The following is a 20,843-nucleotide window of genomic DNA, read 5'->3' on the forward strand; positions in this document are numbered from 1 at the left end:
TCTCACTAAATGACAAAAACGCAAAGAACCGTATGAAATTCAAACAGTTTAAATAGAGCTTTGATATTTTCATCCCCTAGCTAGATTCCCCTGAAAAAGTCCGTATTTTATAACATCCAGCCAACGCCTCCGCTGGTAAACCCTTTATTCATGCGGGTTGGGTTGGATATCTTTGGCCGAAATTTCTTCGAATTAGCAGTTTTTCAGGGGACTCTAGCTAGTAATTTTCCCATCCGCTCATATATGGGTTCAGGCAATTTCATTTGTGCCCTGAATTTCAGTCATTAAAAGTGTTGCGTTACTATTCTTTGCTTCTGTTGACCTTAGACTCGCGACATTCATTAATTTTTCCATTGTATCCCACGGATCGTCAACACGTTCTTCGTGCCTCCGTCCCCCAATGACTCCGGCCGAAATGCTTATCGCTATTCCGTGGGAAAAACTGTGCCGATCGACAATATCCGCCAACCGGTAAGCAAAGGTCACCGCTTCATCCAAGTGTGCTGGCAATAAAACAGCAAATTCATCTCCTCCAAAACGGCACAAAAAAGCCTCCGCCGGAATATTGTCTTTTAACAATCTGCTCACTTCGATTAGAATAACGTCCCCCACTGTATGGCCGTAAGTTTTATCAATGATACCAAATTTGTTTATGTCAAAAAAAGCAATGCTGATCTCCTGCTTATTTTCCAGGAGTCGAACACCATGATAGTATATGTAATCACTCTTATAAAGCCCCGTTAATAAATCCGTGTGAGGTCCAAGGTGTTTTTCGAGTAGGTTGCGAGGTAGGACACCGGACAACTCTCCGTCCTCCTGAACCAGCAAAACTTCCAATCCAGTACCCTCAAAAACTTCTTGAGCTTGCCAAAGCGGCATGTCTGCCGGAACAGTCACCAGTTCCCGACACATCACGTCGGCAATGATCCTGTTGGGATGTGCTCTCAATAATTCCTTATATGTTATGACTCCTACCAGATTACCTCCGTCCATAACCAGACAACAGGAAGTTCCCGTTTTCAATAAAAACGACCTACTCTTCGACACTCCATCCAAAAAATCAACAGCCGGAAATTCTTTAGAATAGATATTTGCAACGCGCTTGATGTTTATCATAAATCGATAGATTTGCTGACGTGCACCGTTATGCCGACATGCGCTTTTATGATCATGCTTGCGTCAACAATCCTTTCCCCCTCCTCTAAAATAAACTCGGTTAGTCTTTCTTCCGGGATCATGTTTATGAGAGCATTTCGCACTACGATGGCCTCTATGACTGGGTGATCAATTTTAATGACCTTATATTGATCCGGGCTGAGAACATCAACCATTCTTTTTGCTGCCTCGGGGCCAATAGGTGCGTTCCGACCCACAATTAATACATCTTGCATTGGAGGCATTTCAAATTCAGACAAGTGCATTTGGATTTCTGCTTTTTTGGGTTCTTCTTTAATACTCACGGACAGACCTCCGTTTTCTCGTTTTAAGCAATGTGCTTTTCACATTCCTATCATACCCCAGAGGCACTAAATCAGCAACACATCACCTAAGAAGCTTACTTTGTCTTTGTCCTTACAGCAGAGCTCTCTTCTGTTGTTCACCCACGGAAGTTATACCAGTGGGTAGAAGGCACCCCTCACGGGATGCCAGCCCCCGTTGTCACCGGACGTGCAGTTTTCCCGCATCCGGCGGCCCCAATGCTATCCCCTAGCGGGGAGACTCGAAGAGCTTGAGCTGTTGGTGCTCACCCTTCTCTGTCCGGCGGTGTCGTCCTTCCCTGGTATATCCAGGTACTATGACGGCGCTGACTCCTCCTGCGGCATGCGGTTTCCCTATAACCTGCTCCTAGTCGGAGAGCCGCAGGAGGTCTCATTCGGTAACCCTCTTTCGTTGTTCAGAGCCTCCCCATGCCTAAACACTTATGTACATCTCCCCAGGGGTTCCTTACCTAGCCCCGGCTCGACCGTCTCCGGCCAGGCTGCAACTCATAGCGCCGTCTCGCCTGACCACCTCGGCCTAATCCAATACCGGCTGTCGCTTGGGTATTCGAAAACGGGTCTGCTCCTCGGCCTCAGGCCCTTTTCTGACCGCCTCGCGGCGTGTCAGATAACCTAACTCTGGACTGGACGATTCGAGGGTCCGACTCTCCAGTGAGCCCCCAGAGTATCCTCGGATCTTGGCCTCGTTCCAGTGTAAGGACTGGAACGGGAGGACAACACCTCCACTAAACGAAATGGGGCTGCGAATCGCCCGCTATAAGAACAAAAGGGGGCGTAACATTGTGTCCTCTTAAGGCGCAACAACAGAAAAAAGTACTTAATTCTTTTCGACGGGTTGTAGACATGAGAAATTCTCGCTTCATCAGCGAAGAGTTGTACAACCACTTAAATCTTAACTGCAATTTCTCTTCCCATTTTAGTTTGGAAGCATTCCGGGACGCTTATGAAGGTGACCACATCCAAGAATTTCTTAAACGTTTCGATCGCCGCTCTCCGAAAAGTCAGTGGCTGGAAGCCCCGAAAATCAGCACCGAATTTGCTGATTTAAACCGGGGATTAATCGATTATGCAAGTTCCCGAAGTCATGATCTCAATCAATAATAGAGTTCGCTCGGGGCTTACCGGTGAAATGGAAAACGGCAGACTTAAAGTCCACCGTTTCATAAGTTTTGGATGGTTATTCCATTTACACTAAAGAATGTTCACGCCCCATCTTTGCCTAACTGTAAGCTACTTCATATCCTTAACATCCATGGTCACCACATAAGCAGCCGGGTCGAACTCATGGATGAGCTTGGCTAATTCCGCAAACCGTCTTTTCTTGATCACCATTTTTAGCTGCGCCTTCTCTGCTCCGTTCAAGCCGTACCCTTTGGCAGTTGTGACGGCAAATCCGCGTTCCCTCAGTGTGTCCGCCAAAGTCCATTCGTCATGCTCTGTGACAACCAAGGCAAAAACGCTATCTTTCGAAAGCCTGTCGTCAATGAGCATCCCCACAAAGTTCCCGGCGGCATACCCCAAGGCATAGAAAAGAAGAACCGTCGGATGCATGACGTACTTAAACGCTTGGGAAGCCCCCAGAGTGTAGACGATGATTTCAACAAAGGCAATCGTCGAGACGACGAATTTCTTCCCCCGGATGATAGACTTAACCCGCAGAGTATCTAAGGAAACATCAACGATTCTGGCAAAGAAAATCAAAATCCCCAAAATTATCACGGGCTGCACCACCTTCTCCTCAATATTCCATCGTATCTTGCAAACTGAGGTCGTCTGATGCACCATTTTCGAGTGCACACCGACCTAACTGGAACCCCGCCCTGCTATTTTCGTTCCCCATTGATACTGTGAAAACGCCATAGGGGTTTGAGGAGATTGTAAATGTTCACTATTTTCCTTGTCGCACTCTACAATCATGCGCTGCCGCTTTTCCTACATTGCCCCTGCTGCCCGAAGAACGCTAATCCTTAGCCCCTGTTTTCTTCTTTCTATATTCTTGTGCTTTATCCTCTATTGTCTATTTGCTCTATATTTTGTAATGAAATTCTGGTTAAAAGAGCTCTATTCCCAATTCCCCCGCACCGGGCTCTTCGGTACTCGACTTCTGGCTACTAGCTAGGCTTTATCAGATGCGCAACCGGAGGGGTGATTCACCCTTGACCCTGTACCAAGACGTTACCGTGCTATACCTATTTTTATTCCACGCTCCCCCCGCCATTCCCTTCTACCCACGAAAAAAAACCACAAATTGCTAACTGAAAACGGGCAAAAAAATAAGCCCAGCTTATAACTACTGAGCCTCACTATTTGCACTGGGAGAACGCCCTCAAGCCTTTCCTTTACTGTGATAAGGCCATTATATCCGTCAATTTCCAGCCAAACAATCCCGTCCGCTTTCGGTCTTTCTATGATAGAGGAAACACATCCCCCCCCTATCCAGACACACCCCGATCACCAAGATCCCCGGGTTGTGCCGGAATAGAACTGTTTCCCTCAAGAAATTGAGTTAATGATTTGTAGCAAGACCAGGAAATCGGACAAAGAAAGTAGTTCCGTTGGGGTCGCTCTCTACGTCGAGCCTGGCGTTATGTCGGTCTGCGATGCCGTAACAAGTGGCAAGCCCCAGTCCTGTACCATTTTCCTTTGTCGTAAAGAACGGTGTTCCTAGTTTGTCCAAATATTCTGTAGGGATACCAGTCCCCTCGTCCTGTACAGATAATACCACTTGTCCGTCCTCAGTATATGTACGAATCGTAAGAGTCCCCCGCTCTTCCATCGCTTCCAGCCCGTTCCGACATAAATTGAGTACCAGTTGCGAAATTTCTTTGGCGTTCAAGGGAATATCCGGCGTTTCCCCCGCTTTAAACACTATTTGTTTGTTCTGGGTGAACGTATCAGCCTCTAGTAACGGATATAAATTCCGTAAGATATCATTGATATTTTGACATTCTCTCTGTGTGGAAGTGTTTTTGGCCAGTGACAGGAACTCCGAGATAATGGCATTGGCCCGATCCAGTTCACTGATCAGGGTGCCAAACGTCGAGCGATGGGATTGGAACTCCGGCTTGGCACCCAACAACTGGAGATATCCTCGGACTGCTGTCATTGGGTTTCTGATTTCATGCCCGATACTCGCCGCCATTTGTCCGACTAAATTCAGGCGTTCGAGACGTGTCATTTCTGCGTGAATTTGGTTCATCTCAGTAATGCCATTTCTGGTCAAATCTGTAACATCCTCGATGATCGCTAGAGAACCACAGAGGTTGCCGCTTTCATCCCGTAATGGACTGGCACTCCACCGGGCAAATTTAGATTCACCATCTTCCCATACGAATTCCAACTCGAATCTATCAATGACTTCGCCGTAGCGGGCTGCCCGTTGCATCGGTAGATCTTCTGCCGCGATGGGCTTGCCGTCATGGTATACTTTGGCAAGGAGCGGGCCAGATGCATTATTCCAAGGTTCCATACGTAAAAGTTTCGCTGCAATGGGATTATATACGATTTTCTTACCTGTAGCGATGGAAAACCCAATGGGTAGGCTATCAAGAAACTCAGAGTCCCGCAAAATTCGCTGTAACTCGGGATTGGCCTTCAGAAAATCAAGACTGGTCATGGCTCATTTCTTCTTCCTTAAACACATCTAACCTCCAAAACATTTTCTGGAGGTTTCTTAAACGTTCAATATGATATACCGGGCCCTCCCACTACGTTAACTCAGCTTTTCGACATTCTCCCCCATATTCCTGCCAATAACCCAAAAAAATCGGGACCTTCGCACCATTCCTCACGGGGACCCGTCCCACGCAAGCGGCGGGTTCTTAAACTTAGCATGGGGCGAGGGGCAAGGTAATCAACAACTTAAAAATCCTCCATCAGCATCTTATAAGTGCAGCGGGACTCGCAGTTAGAACTACTACTCTCACACTGGAATCCAACTATTTCTCCCATTTCTCTGCTGCCTTCAGATCTTTGCCGATAAATCGTCACAGCAACCACGGGATACGGCTCATAAGATGTATTCCTCTGGGGTAAAGCCCCATCCCGCTGGTTTAGGGTAGCATCTGGTCAATGGCCCCTATCAACATCTCTTTACTTTAGTAATTCTGTGAGGGGTTTAAGCAAAGCCTCGATACCTTTACCGGGATTAGGCACATCTATCCCTAAAACTTCTAAAATGCTTAATGATGCACCGAGAGACATGTATACCGAAAAGACTACCAGTTCCCGCCACATCTTCTTTTTAACCAGGCCCAGAACTTCGAATAGAATAATGCCGCTAAACAATGCGAGCAATAAGACGATCATGTTTTTTCCTCCCTGAAGTTTTGCTTTTTAGCTCTAATTATTGTCCGACAGCGTTAACTCCTTTGCCTAAAAGGCCAATGTCACGTACGTGTGCTTCTACCGAAATCTTTACCTTTGCCTGGGTGAACTTCTCGTCCCAGCGGTCTTTTAACCCCCGCCAGTCCACTTTGTAACTCCGGTGAAAGGCATTGCCAAAACCAAAAATGTCCACACCGTACTCCCGCTGGGCTTTCTCCAAAACCGCGGTCGTTCTCTTTTTGACTTCAGCAGCCATTTCCTCTTCAAGGGCTTTAATTTTATCCGTCTTAGTCAGGTCCTCGTGGCTTTGTTCGTCTAAAACATCACCCTCAACCTTTAGGTTAACCTTAAAAAACAGATTTTTCCCGTCGTATTCCGGAATAACCTCCGTACTTCCCTGTCGAATCTGAATAGATATCATTTTGTCGGGTTCGGCGGGGCTGGGCACCGTGATTGTCCCTTTCATTGTCTCACCTTTCAACCAGAGTAATCCCATGGTTTCGTTGGCATTCAACCAGCCGATCAGCTTGTCTCCCTTAAAAACCGCGACTCCGGAAAACACTGCCTGATTATCCGCCGGGGAATTTCCCTTGTCCGCTCCGGGAGTACTCCCTGTTTGTTGAATGCTAACCCAGGAGGCTACCGGCTCTACACCCTTATTCTCCAGCATCTCGGCAAATTCCCAGAGTGGAACGGAATAACCGGAATTCCTCCTGGATAAAACTTCGACAGCCTGAACCGATGTGTTGGCCAAAACCGAAGAGGTTTCCAGGAAGTCTTTAGCCTTCCCTTTCGTTACTATTATTGACATGCTCTCCCGAGTCTGCCCTTCGCGCAGAAAGAAATCGGTTACCGGACATATTCCCTTTCTCGCCATCTGGTCGCCAATGACCAGAATATTACAATTCCCCCAGTAAATTTTGCGTGGAACCTTTTTTGCTAGGTATCCTTCGGCCTCATCAATCGTTTTACCCTCTGCAGAGATGACCCAGCTTGCTGCTTCCTTTCCTTTTCCCCCGCCACCTTCACCACCGGCAAATGCCTTAGGAATAGCAATTTGTAAGGTCAACTGAATTTGTCCTGAGGTTGTAAGGTCAACGCCTGCGCCGAGGACAATGGCCAATTCATTTAGCTCCGTCCGGCTCCAGCAACCTTCGAGGAAGCTAATAAGTATTAGCAGTAAAAGAAGAAAGGTGGCAATCCGTTTTTTCAACCTTTTTTTCCTCCCTTTCCCCTAATGAGTGCTATACTCAGCAAGGCCAACGGAATCCCAACTTCTAAGACTAGCAAATCAAAGGGCACCCATGCCTCAGCAAAATAATCTAGCAAGTCTACAATATTATTGCCGTAAAGCAGATAGGAGAGCGCCACTAAAATTACTCCGAGCGGAACCACCAAAGATCTGTAATCTTTAAGTCCCAGCCACTGGGCACTGCCTAAAACAGCTGCATAGTAGAATACCCCAAGTTTGACGAAACCTCCGATGAGCCAGAGCACCAAAATAACGGATTCGAGCCGTTCTACAATATGGGCAATCGAGACGACTCTCACCGCATTATAGATTGGATAAAGCCAGTCGGCCGTTAGATGGGGAGCGAAAATAAGCAAAGCCTCCAAGACACTGGCGGTTAAAAGAAAGCCATTGGTCAGAGTAGCAAGCACAACTACCCGGTACGCTTCTTTAGGCTTATTCAGATAGGGAATAATGACCCCGATCGTGACAATCTCCGCAAGCCACATGGTGGGTGTAACTGCACCTTTCAACACAGAAGACATGTTAGTATCAAAAAGCGGCAGCAGTCTGGTCAGTTTCATATCTTTGGTCGATAACAGAAATACGATGACCAACAGACCTGTTACAGGGATAAACAGTTGGTTGAACCGGCTTAGAACTTCCAAACCGTTATAAACGGCATAGGCTGACACGACAACTATGATGATTGAAAAAACGATCATGGGGGTGTCAGGCATGCTAACCGTGACCAAAAAAAAACTGAACTCCCTGATAGTAGCAGAACCCAGTTGCAGATACCACCACACATACAAGCCAATTACAATTTTCCCTGATACCTTGCCTAGAATTTCTTCGGGGTAAACAAAGAGAGTTTTCTCCGGGAAACGTAGGCTCAGGTTCACTATCAGCACAGCGATTGCCATTGCTACCAGAGTGGCGATTACTAGCGAGATCCAGGCATCCTGCTTAGCAAACTTTACTGCAACATCAGGTACAGTGAGAATAGCAGTTGGTAGCACCGTGCTTAGCATCAGTAGGAAAGCCTGGTTGCTGTCAATTTTACCCTGTTCCAATATTACACCCCCTCGATTAGGGCCCGGTCTCAGGTGGGGTTGGTTTTAAATCCTGTGCCTGCTTTTTCTGTCCCTGCCTTACCGCCAGCCGGGGGCGAGAAAACATAGCCCACCAAGGTGCCCGAAAGAAAGTGTCCTTTAAATCTACGGCTGTTGTGGGAACCAAAGGGGATAGGTAAGGAACCCCAAAAGAACGTAGGGTACACAAATGGATACCAATCATCGCCACTCCTGTAATTAACCCGACTAGGCCCAAGGTACCCGACAAGATAATTAAAATAAAACGGAGCAGGCGAAAAGTGATACTGGTGCTGTAAGCAACAACAAAAGAACTTATCCCCGTTAAAGCGACCACAATGACGGTGGCGGGGGCAACCATACCAGCCTGTACTGCGGCTTCCCCAACCACAAGGGCACCCACGATACTGACCGCCTGGCCGATGGGTCGCGGCAGACGGATCCCTGCCTCCCGTAAGACTTCAAAGGCAAATTCCATAGCCAATACTTCGATAAGAACAGGGTAAGGAACTGCTTCGCGTTGTGCAGCAATACTCAGTAAAAGCGTCGTCGGGAGTAGCTCATGGTTAAAACTAACCAGGCTTATATACAGTCCAGGTAAAACAAGTGAGGTAACCATGGCCAAAAACCGGACCAGTCGTATAGCTGAAGTGAACAGAAAACGTTCGTAATAGTCCTCAGAAGCTTGGAGACTTTCGAAGAACAACATGGGTACGGTTAGGACAAAGGGTGTACCATCCACCAGGATAACCGCTCGGCCCTCCAAGAGCATCGCCGCTGCCCGATCCGGCTTCTCGGTGTGGTTCACCGTCGGGAAAGGGCTCCAGGGGCCATCCTCGATCAGTTCTTCGATATAGCCGGACTCCAGGATGGCATCAATCTTGATTCTTTCCAGGCGGCTTTTCACTTCTGTCACCAGTTTGTCATTGACAATGCCCTCGACATAGATGATGGCCACATCCGTTCCACTAACCTCTCCCAGCCTCAAGGTCTCAATTTTTAGGTTGGGGCTTTTTATTTTCCTCCGGATAAGCGATGTGTTGACCCCTAAAGACTCGACGAAAGCCTCCCGCGGCCCTCGAACCGTGGGTTCAGCTTCCGGCTCGGAAATAGCCCGCGCTTCAAAACCCCTGGCTCCGTTGATGATAGCGGTAGCATGACCGTCCACCAGCAATACGGTATCTCCGGAGAGAATAGCAAGGATGAGATCCTGAAGCCTGTTGCTTTCCTTGACTTGGTGAATGCACAGACCCCTTTGTTTAATGAATTCGAGGGCCTGTGCTTTGGTGAGCTCTAGACCGGGTACAACCTGCGGGACTTCCAGAGCCAGTGCCCTCATAATTTGCTCACTAATTTGGGCTTTATCGACCAGACCGTCCGTATAGATTAGGGCTAGCCGGATCGCCTCATTCTGGGCAAAAATAAATTCCCGGTAAATTACGTCACTGCATTTATTCAGAATGGCCTTAATTTGCCGGAGGTTCGCTTCCAGGTCTTGGCCCAAAACCTCATCTTTCCAGGCTGCACCTGAAAGTCCGGCATTTTCTGTTTGGTTCACTGGGGGCTTATCCTGTTCCTGCTTTTGCCCTAGTAACTTCGGTTTAAGTTTTAGAGGTTTAATAAACTTTGTCATCTACCGGCTCCTTCTTAAAACAAGGAAATAAGGTATATTGTTTACCATTATTGTCGTATTTATCCACCTAAAGAGGCAACTGCCTTTAAAAGGAGATTAATTCCCCTAACTCAATCCGGATACCAGCGTGTATTTCAGGATACACTTCATTATAATGAATGTGAATAATAAATCTGATTTTGAGTAAACTAACCCGCAGAAGAAAATGGCCCTTACGCTTATTACTAGAAGGGTGGAGCATGTTCAATGACTTTGATTATGAGTCTACTGCATATGCTTAAAAAAATAAGCAAGATGCAGGATTCAATTACTACAGGACTTCTGGGAGGTTTATTAGGTACGATTTTTATGGATACATCTAACTTGTTGATTTATAAGGCTGGAAAGACGGAAACATTATATGGGCATATAGCTGGGGGATTATGGGTAGCTCCGTTCAGAACAAAACAAAAGAAAAATTTTGTCTTAGGTGAGTTAACGCATTTTGGAATTGGCGAGGACGTATGAAGTTTTGTGTAAATGGTTAGAACTACCAATAAGGAGTTGATCATTTATGCAAGATGTTAAAGACCGGTTAGCCCGTGAAGTCGCCAAGGACTGTAAGACCGTCGAAGACGTCCACAACACGCTCAAAGACCTCTTCAGACGCACCCTGCAGGAGATTCTGGAAACCGAGATGAGCGACCATCTTGGTTATGAAAAACATAGTGTTGAGGGCAACAATTCAGGCAACAGCCGCAATGGATATTCGAGAAAGACCATTCAAACACGTATGGGTGAAACAGAACTGGCGATTCCCCGGGATCGCAACGGCGAGTTTGAACCACACATCATCAAGAAGTACGAGAAAAACGCCAGTGAACTCGAACAACAGATTATCGCGATGTATGCCAAAGGCATGTCGACCCGGGATATTGAAGCCCATATGCGCGATATCTACGGCATTGATGTCTCAGCCGAGTTGGTCAGTAAAATCACGGACAAGGTCATGCCACTCGTCACAGAATGGCAATGCAGACCCCTTGAGCGTATCTATCCCATCGTCTTTCTGGACGCGATTCACTTCAAGGTTCGCAAAGATAATCGGATTGTCACCAAAGCCGCTTACTCTGTTTTGGGTCTGGATGTACAAGGCCGTAAAGATATTCTCGGAATCTGGATTGGCGAAAGTGAAAGTGCCAGCTTCTGGCTCAGTGTCTGCAACGACTTAAAGAATCGGGGCGTAGAAGACATCCTAATTGCCAGCAAAGACGGGCTGACAGGCTTCTCAGAGGCCATAAACAGCGTTTTTCCCCGAACATCGATTCAACTGTGCGTGATTCATCAGATTCGCAACTCCATGAAGTATATTTCCTTCAAAGATCGAAAGCCGGTGATGGCTGACTTAAAACAGGTTTACCAAGCGGCGACTTTGGATGAAGCCGAATTTGCTTTCGAAATGTTCAAAGAAAAATGGGGTAAGAAATTTCCATTGGTAATTCGTTCCTGGGAAAACAACTGGCTGGAGCTCACCACTTACTTTGCTTTCCCCCGAGAAATCCGCCGGTTGATTTATACAACCAATACAGTGGAAGCCTATCACCGACAACTGCGGAAAATCACGAAAACGAAAACGGCTTTTCCCACGGATGATGCCCTACGAAAAATCGTTTACCTGGCAACCATGGAAATCACGAAGAAATGGACTATGCCCGTTCAAAATTGGGCAGAATGTATCTCACAGTTTGCGATACAATATGGGGACCGGCTCAGCGGTGCGCTCTAGTCAGGGGCTTCGCCCCTGGAGTTTATCGCCTTGGTTCTGCCCGTAAGGAAATGGAGTTGGAAAGGGAACCCTATAAAGCCAGTTCCCATTTCCTCCGGCAGAAACCAGTTGGGCGCTCAGGTTGCTCTCCAGCAGAGCCCTACCCTCCCAGATTGGCAAGAGCCAGCTATATTCTAACCCAAAAATCGTTTGGGTAGAAATACCATTTACACAAAATAATTTACATTCCCGAATTGGCTCATTGTGGGGAGTTCTACTAATTCTGCTTTTAAAGAGAACTGGCAAAGACCATTACCTTATCAAAGGTTTATTTCTTTCCATGTTATCACTGGGTACACTTATTAGTGGACAAAAAGTTGGTTTACTAAAGAAATTACGCTTAACCAAGACACTCTATTCGGCCGTGTGGAATCATATCGTTTACGGTTTAACGTCTGCTCAGGCCATCGTTTGGTTAGCTGATTCAGCGATGTTTAAATCGAATAAGGCTAGTACTCGGCTTCAATAGTTTTTCGTAGATTTAGGCATCCGTTAAAAAACGGATGCCTTTATTTATGCGGGTTTCAGGGCTTATCCACAGGAAAAACAGCGAAAATGCGTAGACATACGATTCTGTGGATAAGTTGTGGGGAGTGTATGTCTGACGTATGGTAAACTGCAGGCAATGTACATACGTGTAACGTCTCGCAAGAACAAAGATAATAGTGTGGTTAAGTACGTTCAGTTGGCTCATAACGTTCGTAATCCGAAAACCTTTACGTTTTTCATAACTTCGATGTCTTGGCCTTTGTCTGCGGTTTATGTATCAAGTTCGTTTGCGACACCCCACAGACGACTCCGGTCATAACCAGTGTGAAACCAACCCAGTGGTACCAAGCCAGATGTTCCCCAAGAATCACTCCACTGAGAAGGATGCCAAATACCGGTGACATGTTGCCATAAATAGCAGCTCTCCCACTGCCAATCAATTTAATACCGTAAAGGTTAAATAAGTTGGCAAGGCCGGTGATGACACCACCCATATACAATATGAGCAACCATCCGGACCAACCGATGTTCCAGTTTACCCGGGATACATTCCACACACCGAAGGGGGTTAAGAACAACGTCCCCCAAAAAGAAGCGTAAAAGGTCACCACTAACGGAGAAAACCGTTTCATGGCCTTCTGTCCCAAAATGCTAAACAAGGCAGACACCAAGACATTGCCGCAAAGCACCAGTTCGCCATAACTCATGCGAAATCGCAGCAACTCAGTGATTGATCCTTGGGTAAACACGAAGAGTAAGCCCAAAAATGAGGTACCGATCCCGACAACCTCCAGGCGCGACGGTTTAACCTTCCAGCCCACAATCAGCAAAGCATTGGTGACCGCAGGGAGTGCGGCTGTTATGATCGCGGCATTGGTAGCGGTACTGTTCTTCAAACCTATCAAATAAGTTAGATAAGCCAGTGTAATACCCATACTGCCGACCAAGGCCAATAAACCCATATCCCTCCATTTTGGCCTGGGAACCTTCCTAATTTGCCAAAAGGCAAAGAAAGAGAGGACCACCATACCGACCCAGCCGCGCAAAGCCGCCAAAACGAACGGGTTGATTCTCTGAGCCATGATTCTTCCTGCTACGAGGTTACCGCCATACATTAATTGTGCCAAGGTTAATACCAGCGCAGCTTTAGCTGTCGGGCCCCACTTTATCATTATAAACGGAATACTCCCTTGCTTTGCACCTGGATGCGATTATACGTTTAGTATAGCACAAAAGCCCGCGAAGTTGCCCGGGGAATGCGCTGAAAAGGCGTTTGAGCCAGCCCTCGTTGATGACAGTGACAGGGTGGGTACGCGCTCAAGCACTATAATCATTTAAACCCTGCGCTTTCAAGCCCGATATTTCTCCAACGTTTAAGGTGGATAAGAAGGATGTCATGACAAGTCTTTTAGGCTTGTTAAAGGTACCATCCGAACGCTCCTCTTTGTAAATATTTAGGATACATCGGGCAAGCACTTTAAAAATGTTAATATGGAAGAAAGAACCATGACGGCCTCTTAAAAGAACATGTTAGCTGGATTCGGTTTGAGTTGTATATACGGTAGCGGTTTAGTACAACGTAATATGAGCCTTACCTGTTGCCGGTCACCGTATTCTGGACTGGAAGTCAGTTTTCGCAATCACTTTATTCTCGACGGAAAGTGTTCTGGTTTCCCAAGAAAAGCTTGAAGAGGGTTGGAATTGACTGACTGACTAATTTTCAATCCAAAATAAATTGACTCTTTTAATCCAGAATAAAGAGACTGATAACACCTTACCCTGTACTAATTATTGACGTTATAACGCTTAACTTTGTTGTACAGTGTAGCCAAAGAAATATTTAAAGCCCTGGCTGCCCGTCTTTTGCCCTCCAAGGTTGTCCCATAGCGACTGAGCGCACTGCGCAAGAGTAGTTCCTCCATGCGATTCAAGGGCATGACATCAGGATTTTGCAAAAATTGATCCACCCCCTGACCGATCGACTCGGCGAGATGCCTGCGCCCAATGAAAGATTCTGCCGTTAAAATCATCCCCCGCATCAGAGATTGCCGTAGCTCTTCCACATTACCCGGCCAGCGATAAGACATAAACACCTCTTCCGCTTGTGGAGTCAAACCTTGTACTGACTTACGCAACCGTTGGTTGAATTCTCGAATATAATGCGCAGTTAAAGCCATGATATCGTCCCGGCGTTGACGGAGCGGCGAAATGTAAATTTCCCATTCTGTGGCGTAACGATAGAGTTCTGCGTCGATTGTTTTCTCATACATGAGTAGATGGATATTCTGCGAAGAACCCAGTAGAACACGAACCCCTTCCACTTCAGCCGCCAGACAAAACCGGTGCAGCCGGGCTTGTTCGTCCATCGTTAAGCTCGCTATCTCCCGGAAATACAGAGTACCGCCCTTCAAGAACCTTAACTTTGTTTCTACATTTTCCAGACTCAAAATATCTCTAATTCCTTCGTCAAAATCACAGTCCACCTGCAAAAATGGTTTCCCCAGACGAGAACTCTCGTGATGAAGATACGTCGCCATGAGAAGTTTGCCAACCCCAATCTCTCCTTGAAACAGAACCGGGCTGTTTTCACGGGCTGCCTTGCAACACATCTTTACGGCCTGGCGGATATCCTTGCTGCTTCCAACAATCACAGGTTGAATCAAATGTGAAACTACACATGTATCCATCCTTTCCATCCTCCCGCAATCGTTCTGCTCCTAACACCTGTAACCAATTCTATTGTATACTATAACAGTGGAAACTCAAAGAAGAATTTGAGGTAACCGCCAGGCCGATTACAATTTGGGACCGATCGGGCCGGCTATCCTTCGAGTGGCCCAGCGCCTTTAAGTCCTGGATGGGCCAATTACCATCGATACGGAAATAACCTCGTCTTATTTCGTAACCTGGACACGTGGATACGGGACCGTGGAAGATGGAAGATCCACTCAGCGGAGGAGCTGGACCCAATGGGTCTGGCGCGCATGGGATGGAGAATACCCAGGCACCAACAGCTCAAACTCTTCGAGTCTCCCCGCTAGGGGATAGCATTGGGGCCGCCGGATGCGGGAAAACTACACGTCCGGTGAGAGCGGGGGCTGGCATCCCGTGAGGGGTGCCTTCTACCCACTAGTCTTCTCGCAGACATCGCTGACCCAAAGGCCGTTTGTCTCCATGGAGGTTACCGCCCTGCCAGGGAACCGATAAGGTTCATCCGGGTAGGAGCATGTTTCACAGATGGCAACGGTCGGCACGACACATATCCCGTACTTCCGGCAAAAAACTCAGCGTTTCGGTTTTCAGTTCCACAGCCTGTGACAAGCCGGCTGCCCGCGCTTCTTCAATCAGAGCGTTGATCTCCATACTTACCCCTACCTTCCAATCTCGTACGTTAACCCAAATTCAGCGACTATGCCTGCTCAACCTGCAAAGGTGTATCTGCTTTGGTCTGGCGTCTTGACGTCCTGAAGACTCCGCCCCACCGATTCCGCAACCCTTTTCACCTCTTGCGCCAGCCGGGTAAAGGCCATGGGGGTGAGAGATTGCGGCCCGTCACTCAATGCCTTAGAGGGTTCCGGGTGCACTTCAACCAAGAGTCCGTCGGCACCCGCCGCAATAGCCGCCCTAGACATAGGTCCGACCCAACGGGCAACACCTGTGGCATGGCTCGGATCGATCAATATCGGGAGATGGGACAATTCTTTGACCACCGGTACCGCATTAAGATCCAAAGTATTACGCGTGGCTGTCTCAAAGGTGCGAATACCCCGTTCGCACAGAACGACCTGACTATTCCCTTCCGACATGATATACTCGGCAGCCATCAACCACTCTTCAATCGTCGCCGACAGCCCACGCTTCAGGAGAATCGGCTTCCCGGAGCGTCCTGCCGCCTGTAACAGACGGAAATTTTGCATGTTACGGGCTCCGATTTGCAGCATATCCACGTAACCCCTCGCCACGTCCAAGCTGGGCAAATCAACGACCTCCGATACCGTGGCCAGTCCGGTTTCTTCTCCGGCCCCGGCCAATATTTTCAATCCTTCTTCCTCCAATCCCTGGAAAGAATAGGGTGATGTGCGCGGCTTATAAGCGCCTCCGCGCAAAATCTTGGCTCCTGCTGCCTTTACTCTGACCGCTGCGTCATAAATTTGCTCTCTGCTTTCCACAGCACAGGGGCCCGCCGCCAGGACAATCTCCCTCCCCCCAATCGCCACATCTTTCACCCTGACAACGGTGGGTTCCTCCTGAGCCTCTCGACTGACAAGCTTGAAAGGCCTCATGATCGGGACGATCTTCTCCACCCCAGGCAGCACCTCCAACCCTTGTGCCACCAAATCACGCCTGTCGCCTACGGCTCCGATAACGAAACGGTTGACCCCCTGGATCAGGTGTCCTTCCAAACCGTAGCGTTTCAACTCATCATTCACCGCGGCAATTTCCTCTTGGGATGCGCTCAGCCTCATAACGATAACCATGACACACTCCCCCTTCTCCATTTCCTTTTTTCGAATTGCCCTTATGCCCTTTTCCTTCAGAATCTGAACAAAAAAAGCCCGCAGTTTCTCTCCCCTTAGGGACGAAAGCTGCGGACCCTTCGCGGTACCACCCTAGTTGACACCCCCGTCCACTTCCGGTTGTTCCGCTCTGCGGCCAAACCCTCACTGGGATGGATGTCCTCTCACTAAAAGTACGGGAATGCAACTCCTTCACCCGACGCTAGGACTTGTCTGCACCCAATAACAAAGTTCTCCGCTTCTGCTATCATGCGCGGAAAGTTAATACCCCATCACCGCAGGCGGCCGAAAACAAAAAAGCCTACATCCCTAGGGACGAAAGCTCTTACTTCCGCGTTACCACCCTGGTTAGCCTGCCAATGACAAGTTCACCTTACGCCAAGGTACAGGAGAAATTCCGATACCTTCTTCCCTTCTTTAACGCCGGAAGCTTTGCGGCCACACCTACACACCCATCCGCCTTTTGAAAGTCAGGCAACAGGCTTCAGCCGGCAACTCCGGAGGGAACTTCAGCCGAGCATTCCTCAAAAACGTTCTCAGTCTGTGACGTTTTCTCCCTGTCAGGATGGGTTCAGTCTACTTTTCTCCATCATCGTTGTTACCCTATTGAAATTAGTCTTTACTTTAGCATAATTCTGTGGTAAAAGCAAGCCCTTAATTGATCCGTCACCCCTATTCTTGCATAAAAAGATGACTATTCAGGGTATCGGGCGCATTGGCGTGAGTCCGCGTTGTGGCGGACTCACGCTGTTGGCGCGGCTTAACGCTGCACTGCCTGCGTGCCCGGCGCTCCCCTACTCTGACGGTTCGCTTAGCTTGTACAGGCTGCCAACTGTTTTCGTGCTCCGTCGGTGACACTTTTGCGGCAGGTAGGGATCTACCCCTGAATAGTTACGAGACTCAAGATTCATAATTGAAAGAGCGGTTTTTTTCTTTCCAATTTCCTGGCTCTATGCTATAATAAATGCATATTTAATTGCCACGCAATGACTGCAAACCCTAATGATTTGACGAGGTTTTACCTCCAGCTTGTCGTCTACGCTTGGTTGTGGAAATGGGACACCTAGTGTCGTGGTGTAAATATGTAGGTTTGGATGGGAAAGTATTGGGTATTGATACTTTTGGTACCTCGGCACCTGGAAACGTGGTCATGGAGAAACACGGCTTTACGGTGGGAAAAATATTAAATGTACTGGAAGAGTGGTTGGAAGAACCGCTGTCTCCAACGCCATTGTCTGATGGGGTAGAATAGCTCTAACTAAGAGATTATTAACTAACTATGAAGGGATAGGGAAAGTTAAGCTGTTCTATTTCCGTTTTCGAGGACGTATGAAGTTTTGTGTAAATGGTTAAAACTACCAATAAGGAGTTGATCATTTATGCAAGATGTTAAAGACCGGTTAGCCCGTGAAGTCGCCAAGGACTGTAAGACCGTCGAAGACGTCCACAACACGCTCAAAGACCTCTTCAGACGCACCCTGCAGGAGATTCTGGAAACCGAGATGAGCGACCATCTTGGTTATGAAAAACACAGTGTTGAGGGCAACAATTCAGGCAACAGTCGCAATGGATATTCGAGAAAGACCATTCAAACACGTATGGGTGAAACAGAACTGGCGATTCCCCGGGATCGCAACGGCGAGTTTGAACCACACATCATCAAGAAGTACGAGAAAAACGCCAGTGAACTCGAACAACAGATTATCGCGATGTATGCCAAAGGCATGTCGACCCGGGATATTGAAGCCCATATGCGCGATATCTACGGCATTGATGTCTCAGCCGAGTTGGTCAGTAAAATCACGGACAAGGTCATGCCACTCGTCACAGAATGGCAATGCAGACCCCTTGAGCGTATCTATCCCATCGTCTTTCTGGACGCGATTCACTTCAAGGTTCGCAAAGATAATCGGATTGTCACCAAAGCCGCTTACTCTGTTTTGGGCCTGGATGTACAAGGCCGTAAAGATATTCTCGGAATCTGGATTGGCGAAAGTGAAAGTGCCAGCTTCTGGCTCAGTGTCTGCAACGACTTAAAGAATCGGGGCGTAGAAGACATCCTAATTGCCAGCAAAGACGGGCTGACAGGCTTCTCAGAGGCCATAAACAGCGTTTTTCCCCGAACATCGATTCAACTGTGCGTGATTCATCAGATTCGCAACTCCATGAAGTATATTTCCTTCAAAGATCGAAAGCCGGTGATGGCTGACTTAAAACAGGTTTACCAAGCGGCGACTTTGGATGAAGCCGAATTTGCTTTCGAAATGTTCAAAGAAAAATGGGGTAAGAAATTTCCATTGGTAATTCGTTCCTGGGAAAACAACTGGCTGGAGCTCACCACTTACTTTGCTTTCCCCCGAGAAATCCGCCGGCTGATTTATACAACCAATACAGTGGAAGCCTATCACCGACAACTGCGGAAAATCACGAAAACGAAAACGGCTTTTCCCACGGATGATGCCCTACGAAAAATCGTTTACCTGGCAACCATGGAAATCACGAAGAAATGGACTATGCCCGTTCAAAATTGGGCAGAATGTATCTCACAGTTTGCGATACAATATGGGGACCGGCTCAGCGGTGCCCTCTAGTCAGGGGCTTCGCCCCTGGAGTTTATCGCCTTGGTTCTGCCCGTGAGGAAATGGAGTTGGAAAGGGAAACCTCGAACAGACAGTTCCCATTTCCTCCGGCAGAAACCAGCTGGGCGCTCAGGTTGCTCTCCAGCAGAGCCCTGCCCTCCCAGATTGGCAAGAGCCAGCTATATTCTAACCCAAAAATCGTTTGAGCAAAGATTCCATTTACACAAAATAATTTACATTCCCCCGTTTTTTTCCCTTCTCCCACCGTGTTGCCTCCCCCCTTCTTCCCTTTGTAAGATTATACCATACATTAAAAGACAGCAAAAGCCCTGATCTCAGGGCTTTTGCCAGACGTGCTCGCACTCTCTCATCTTAATAAGGTTTCGGCTCTTCTTACATCATGCCGCCCATCAGGTAGCATGTCCCAAAGAGCTGTAACATCTTGCACGGCGTGCTGCGACTCCGCGAAAATAGGCTGGTTCTTGACCTTTTTACATTTTCTTCTTGTAACATCTTGAACGGAAAAATCATTGCTGGCTTCTGATTGCGTTGCCCGAATGTTACCCCAGGGAAGAATACAACCTCGTGGAAGAGTGGACAATTTTTAAGATAGGTACCTAGGCAGCAATGTATAGAACTTACACGCATTAACGATATCAGGTACCGGACAATATTCGTTTGTCATATGCGCCATCTTTTCGATACCCGCACCGAATCCAATAGTTGGAATACCCCACGCTTAACAGCTTCCTTTTCATGGCAGGTGGGGCTTTTGATTTTGAACAACTCGCTTGCAAACGATATTAACTGGTCTTGTAATGCGTTTACCATCTCTGTTACTTGAGCTTTCATGCTTCCTCCTCGAATCTTTTCGCCTCTTCCGACTCCAGTACCCCGATTTCCAGACGGAAATTCCTCTCCTCCCAGGGAGCAAGGAAACTCAAGGTGCCGCGTTCCCTCACACGGGCTCTGCCTTCCACATGGCAGTTGGCCAGTTCCAAAGCGACCAGGTAGTTGCCCAGGTTCGTATATTTCCATTGCACAAAATAGGGGAAGTCTTTCTGTTCGTAGCGAACGTAAACGCCCATCCCCAAGCGTGTAGTTAACAACCTGGGCACCCCAAACATTGGATGGACAAAAACCGAAGTACTGCCCCCGCATCGTGTCGATGTGGCAAATCTGCAAGGAAACACCGCTGGCGAGCGCATTCGACTCGCACGAATCAGCAAGAACCTTACCTTAGCGGCTGTTGCGAGGCAAGCTGGGATAGCTGAAACTTACCTTCCGAGACTTGAACAGGGGCATTATCAGCCGACAATAGATACCTTAACCAGGCTTGCAAAAGCTCTTTCTGTGTCATTACCCTAGTTAGGCGGATTTGACAGTTTGCCGGAAAGAACGTTTGCGGAGAAGGTACATAAAATACGCTTGTGCATGGGAATGACCAAACGAAGCTTCGCAAAGCATCTGGGCGTAGACGAGCAAACTGTCCGGCACTGGGAGCTGAATGACCAAAATCCATCACGCAGATCTATCGCTCTCATTGAGAATAAGTCAATCTGGGAGCACAAAGACACCCAGCCGGAGTGAGAGAATCGTAACCCGCCGTGAACCCAGAAGTTGTTCACCCAAATGCCGATCTTGGCTTCCCGTTGTGCTTTCGGGGTCTCC

Annotated in this window: 20 protein-coding genes and 2 pseudogenes; 8 read left to right on the forward strand and 14 right to left on the reverse strand. The window is 47.8% G+C overall.

Annotated features, from left to right (window positions below; translation table 11 throughout):
* Window positions 1-249 precede the first annotated feature (249 nt).
* Both MNU25_RS19300 and MNU25_RS19305 read right to left on the reverse strand, forming a co-directional pair.
* A complete protein-coding gene (locus tag MNU25_RS19300; RefSeq protein WP_240986554.1) occupies window positions 250-1,116 on the reverse strand; it encodes a GGDEF domain-containing protein in 867 nt (288 codons plus the stop codon).
* Window positions 1,113-1,421, reverse strand: a complete 309-nt coding sequence (locus tag MNU25_RS19305; RefSeq protein WP_240986924.1) for a hypothetical protein — start codon at window positions 1,419-1,421, stop codon at window positions 1,113-1,115. Before MNU25_RS19305 ends, MNU25_RS19300 begins: the two co-directional genes overlap by 4 nt.
* An 858-nt stretch (window positions 1,422-2,279) precedes the next feature.
* Between MNU25_RS19305 and MNU25_RS19310 the strand changes: the two genes are divergently transcribed.
* On the forward strand, window positions 2,280-2,600 hold the full coding sequence (locus MNU25_RS19310) for a hypothetical protein (RefSeq protein WP_240986555.1): 321 nt from the start codon (window positions 2,280-2,282) through the stop codon (window positions 2,598-2,600).
* A gap of 129 nt (window positions 2,601-2,729) precedes the next feature.
* Here the strand turns inward: MNU25_RS19310 and MNU25_RS19315 are convergent, their stop codons facing one another.
* The 6 genes from MNU25_RS19315 to MNU25_RS19345 all read right to left on the reverse strand — a co-directional run bounded on the left by MNU25_RS19315 (window position 2,730) and on the right by MNU25_RS19345 (window position 9,783).
* Window positions 2,730-3,218, reverse strand: coding sequence for a DUF5698 domain-containing protein (locus MNU25_RS19315; protein WP_240986556.1), 489 nt, complete (start codon window positions 3,216-3,218; stop codon window positions 2,730-2,732).
* A 787-nt stretch (window positions 3,219-4,005) separates the two neighbouring features.
* Window positions 4,006-5,115, reverse strand: a complete 1,110-nt coding sequence (locus tag MNU25_RS20750; RefSeq protein WP_306425097.1) for a two-component system sensor histidine kinase NtrB — start codon at window positions 5,113-5,115, stop codon at window positions 4,006-4,008.
* 476 nt (window positions 5,116-5,591) lie between these two features.
* The gene (locus tag MNU25_RS19330; RefSeq protein ID WP_240986557.1) at window positions 5,592-5,807 is read right to left on the reverse strand and encodes a hypothetical protein; all 216 of its coding nucleotides are present in this window, start codon (window positions 5,805-5,807) and stop codon (window positions 5,592-5,594) included.
* Window positions 5,808-5,844: 37 nt separating this feature from the next.
* The gene (locus MNU25_RS19335; RefSeq protein WP_240986558.1) at window positions 5,845-7,038 is read right to left on the reverse strand and encodes a Ger(x)C family spore germination protein; all 1,194 of its coding nucleotides are present in this window, start codon (window positions 7,036-7,038) and stop codon (window positions 5,845-5,847) included.
* The gene (locus tag MNU25_RS19340) at window positions 7,035-8,132 is read right to left on the reverse strand and encodes a GerAB/ArcD/ProY family transporter (RefSeq protein WP_240986559.1); all 1,098 of its coding nucleotides are present in this window, start codon (window positions 8,130-8,132) and stop codon (window positions 7,035-7,037) included. The genes MNU25_RS19335 and MNU25_RS19340 overlap by 4 nt, the downstream gene beginning before the upstream one ends.
* Window positions 8,133-8,148: 16 nt before the next feature.
* Window positions 8,149-9,783, reverse strand: coding sequence for a spore germination protein (locus MNU25_RS19345; protein ID WP_240986560.1), 1,635 nt, complete (start codon window positions 9,781-9,783; stop codon window positions 8,149-8,151).
* 246 nt (window positions 9,784-10,029) lie between these two features.
* Between MNU25_RS19345 and MNU25_RS19350 the strand changes: the two genes are divergently transcribed.
* Together MNU25_RS19350 and MNU25_RS19355 are read left to right on the forward strand one after the other, a co-directional pair.
* On the forward strand, window positions 10,030-10,290 hold the full coding sequence (locus tag MNU25_RS19350; RefSeq protein WP_306425098.1) for a hypothetical protein: 261 nt from the start codon (window positions 10,030-10,032) through the stop codon (window positions 10,288-10,290).
* Between the two features lie 46 nt (window positions 10,291-10,336).
* Window positions 10,337-11,548, forward strand: coding sequence for an IS256 family transposase (locus tag MNU25_RS19355; protein WP_240984235.1), 1,212 nt, complete (start codon window positions 10,337-10,339; stop codon window positions 11,546-11,548).
* Between the two features lie 764 nt (window positions 11,549-12,312).
* Here the strand turns inward: MNU25_RS19355 and MNU25_RS19360 are convergent.
* Window positions 12,313-13,248, reverse strand: a complete 936-nt coding sequence (locus MNU25_RS19360) for a DMT family transporter (protein ID WP_277350703.1) — start codon at window positions 13,246-13,248, stop codon at window positions 12,313-12,315.
* Window positions 13,249-13,860: 612 nt separating this feature from the next.
* A complete protein-coding gene (locus MNU25_RS19365; protein ID WP_240986561.1) occupies window positions 13,861-14,763 on the reverse strand; it encodes an AAA-type ATPase lid domain-containing protein in 903 nt (300 codons plus the stop codon).
* A gap of 204 nt (window positions 14,764-14,967) precedes the next feature.
* On the opposite strand from MNU25_RS19365, the pseudogene MNU25_RS20755 reads away from it, so the two are divergent.
* A pseudogene (locus tag MNU25_RS20755) lies at window positions 14,968-15,117 on the forward strand (hypothetical protein); the annotation flags it as partial.
* A gap of 81 nt (window positions 15,118-15,198) precedes the next feature.
* On the opposite strand, the gene MNU25_RS19370 reads toward MNU25_RS20755, so the two are convergent.
* Genes MNU25_RS19370 through aroF form a run of 3 tightly spaced genes read right to left on the reverse strand, consistent with a single transcriptional unit; the run spans window position 15,199 to window position 16,554 of the window.
* Window positions 15,199-15,330 carry a DUF2284 domain-containing protein gene (locus MNU25_RS19370; protein ID WP_240986562.1) on the reverse strand — a complete coding sequence of 44 codons (132 nt, stop codon included), beginning with the start codon at window positions 15,328-15,330 and terminating at the stop codon, window positions 15,199-15,201.
* The gene (locus MNU25_RS20235) at window positions 15,308-15,439 is read right to left on the reverse strand and encodes a hypothetical protein (protein WP_261487408.1); all 132 of its coding nucleotides are present in this window, start codon (window positions 15,437-15,439) and stop codon (window positions 15,308-15,310) included. The genes MNU25_RS19370 and MNU25_RS20235 overlap by 23 nt, the downstream gene beginning before the upstream one ends.
* A gap of 56 nt (window positions 15,440-15,495) precedes the next feature.
* Window positions 15,496-16,554 carry a 3-deoxy-7-phosphoheptulonate synthase gene (gene aroF / locus MNU25_RS19375; protein ID WP_240986563.1) on the reverse strand — a complete coding sequence of 353 codons (1,059 nt, stop codon included), beginning with the start codon at window positions 16,552-16,554 and terminating at the stop codon, window positions 15,496-15,498.
* A gap of 1,060 nt (window positions 16,555-17,614) precedes the next feature.
* Between aroF and MNU25_RS20760 the strand changes: the two are divergent.
* Window positions 17,615-17,845: pseudogene (locus MNU25_RS20760) on the forward strand (transketolase-like TK C-terminal-containing protein); the annotation flags it as partial.
* 127 nt (window positions 17,846-17,972) lie between these two features.
* Window positions 17,973-19,184, forward strand: coding sequence for an IS256 family transposase (locus MNU25_RS19380; RefSeq protein WP_240984235.1), 1,212 nt, complete (start codon window positions 17,973-17,975; stop codon window positions 19,182-19,184).
* 836 nt (window positions 19,185-20,020) lie between these two features.
* On the opposite strand, the gene MNU25_RS19385 is transcribed toward MNU25_RS19380, so the two are convergent.
* Complete coding sequence (locus tag MNU25_RS19385) at window positions 20,021-20,281, reverse strand: DUF4432 family protein (protein ID WP_240986564.1); 261 nt, start codon at window positions 20,279-20,281, stop codon at window positions 20,021-20,023.
* 61 nt (window positions 20,282-20,342) lie between these two features.
* Between MNU25_RS19385 and MNU25_RS20765 the strand changes: the two genes are divergently transcribed.
* Together MNU25_RS20765 and MNU25_RS20770 are read left to right on the forward strand one after the other, a co-directional pair.
* Window positions 20,343-20,540 carry a helix-turn-helix domain-containing protein gene (locus MNU25_RS20765; RefSeq protein ID WP_372503691.1) on the forward strand — a complete coding sequence of 66 codons (198 nt, stop codon included), beginning with the start codon at window positions 20,343-20,345 and terminating at the stop codon, window positions 20,538-20,540.
* A gap of 60 nt (window positions 20,541-20,600) precedes the next feature.
* Window positions 20,601-20,762, forward strand: coding sequence for a helix-turn-helix domain-containing protein (locus MNU25_RS20770; protein WP_420838700.1), 162 nt, complete (start codon window positions 20,601-20,603; stop codon window positions 20,760-20,762).
* Window positions 20,763-20,843: the final 81 nt, after the last annotated feature.

Source organism: Acididesulfobacillus acetoxydans (assembly GCF_902729405.1).
GTDB classification, from domain to species: domain Bacteria; phylum Bacillota; class Desulfitobacteriia; order Desulfitobacteriales; family Desulfitobacteriaceae; genus Acididesulfobacillus; species Acididesulfobacillus acetoxydans.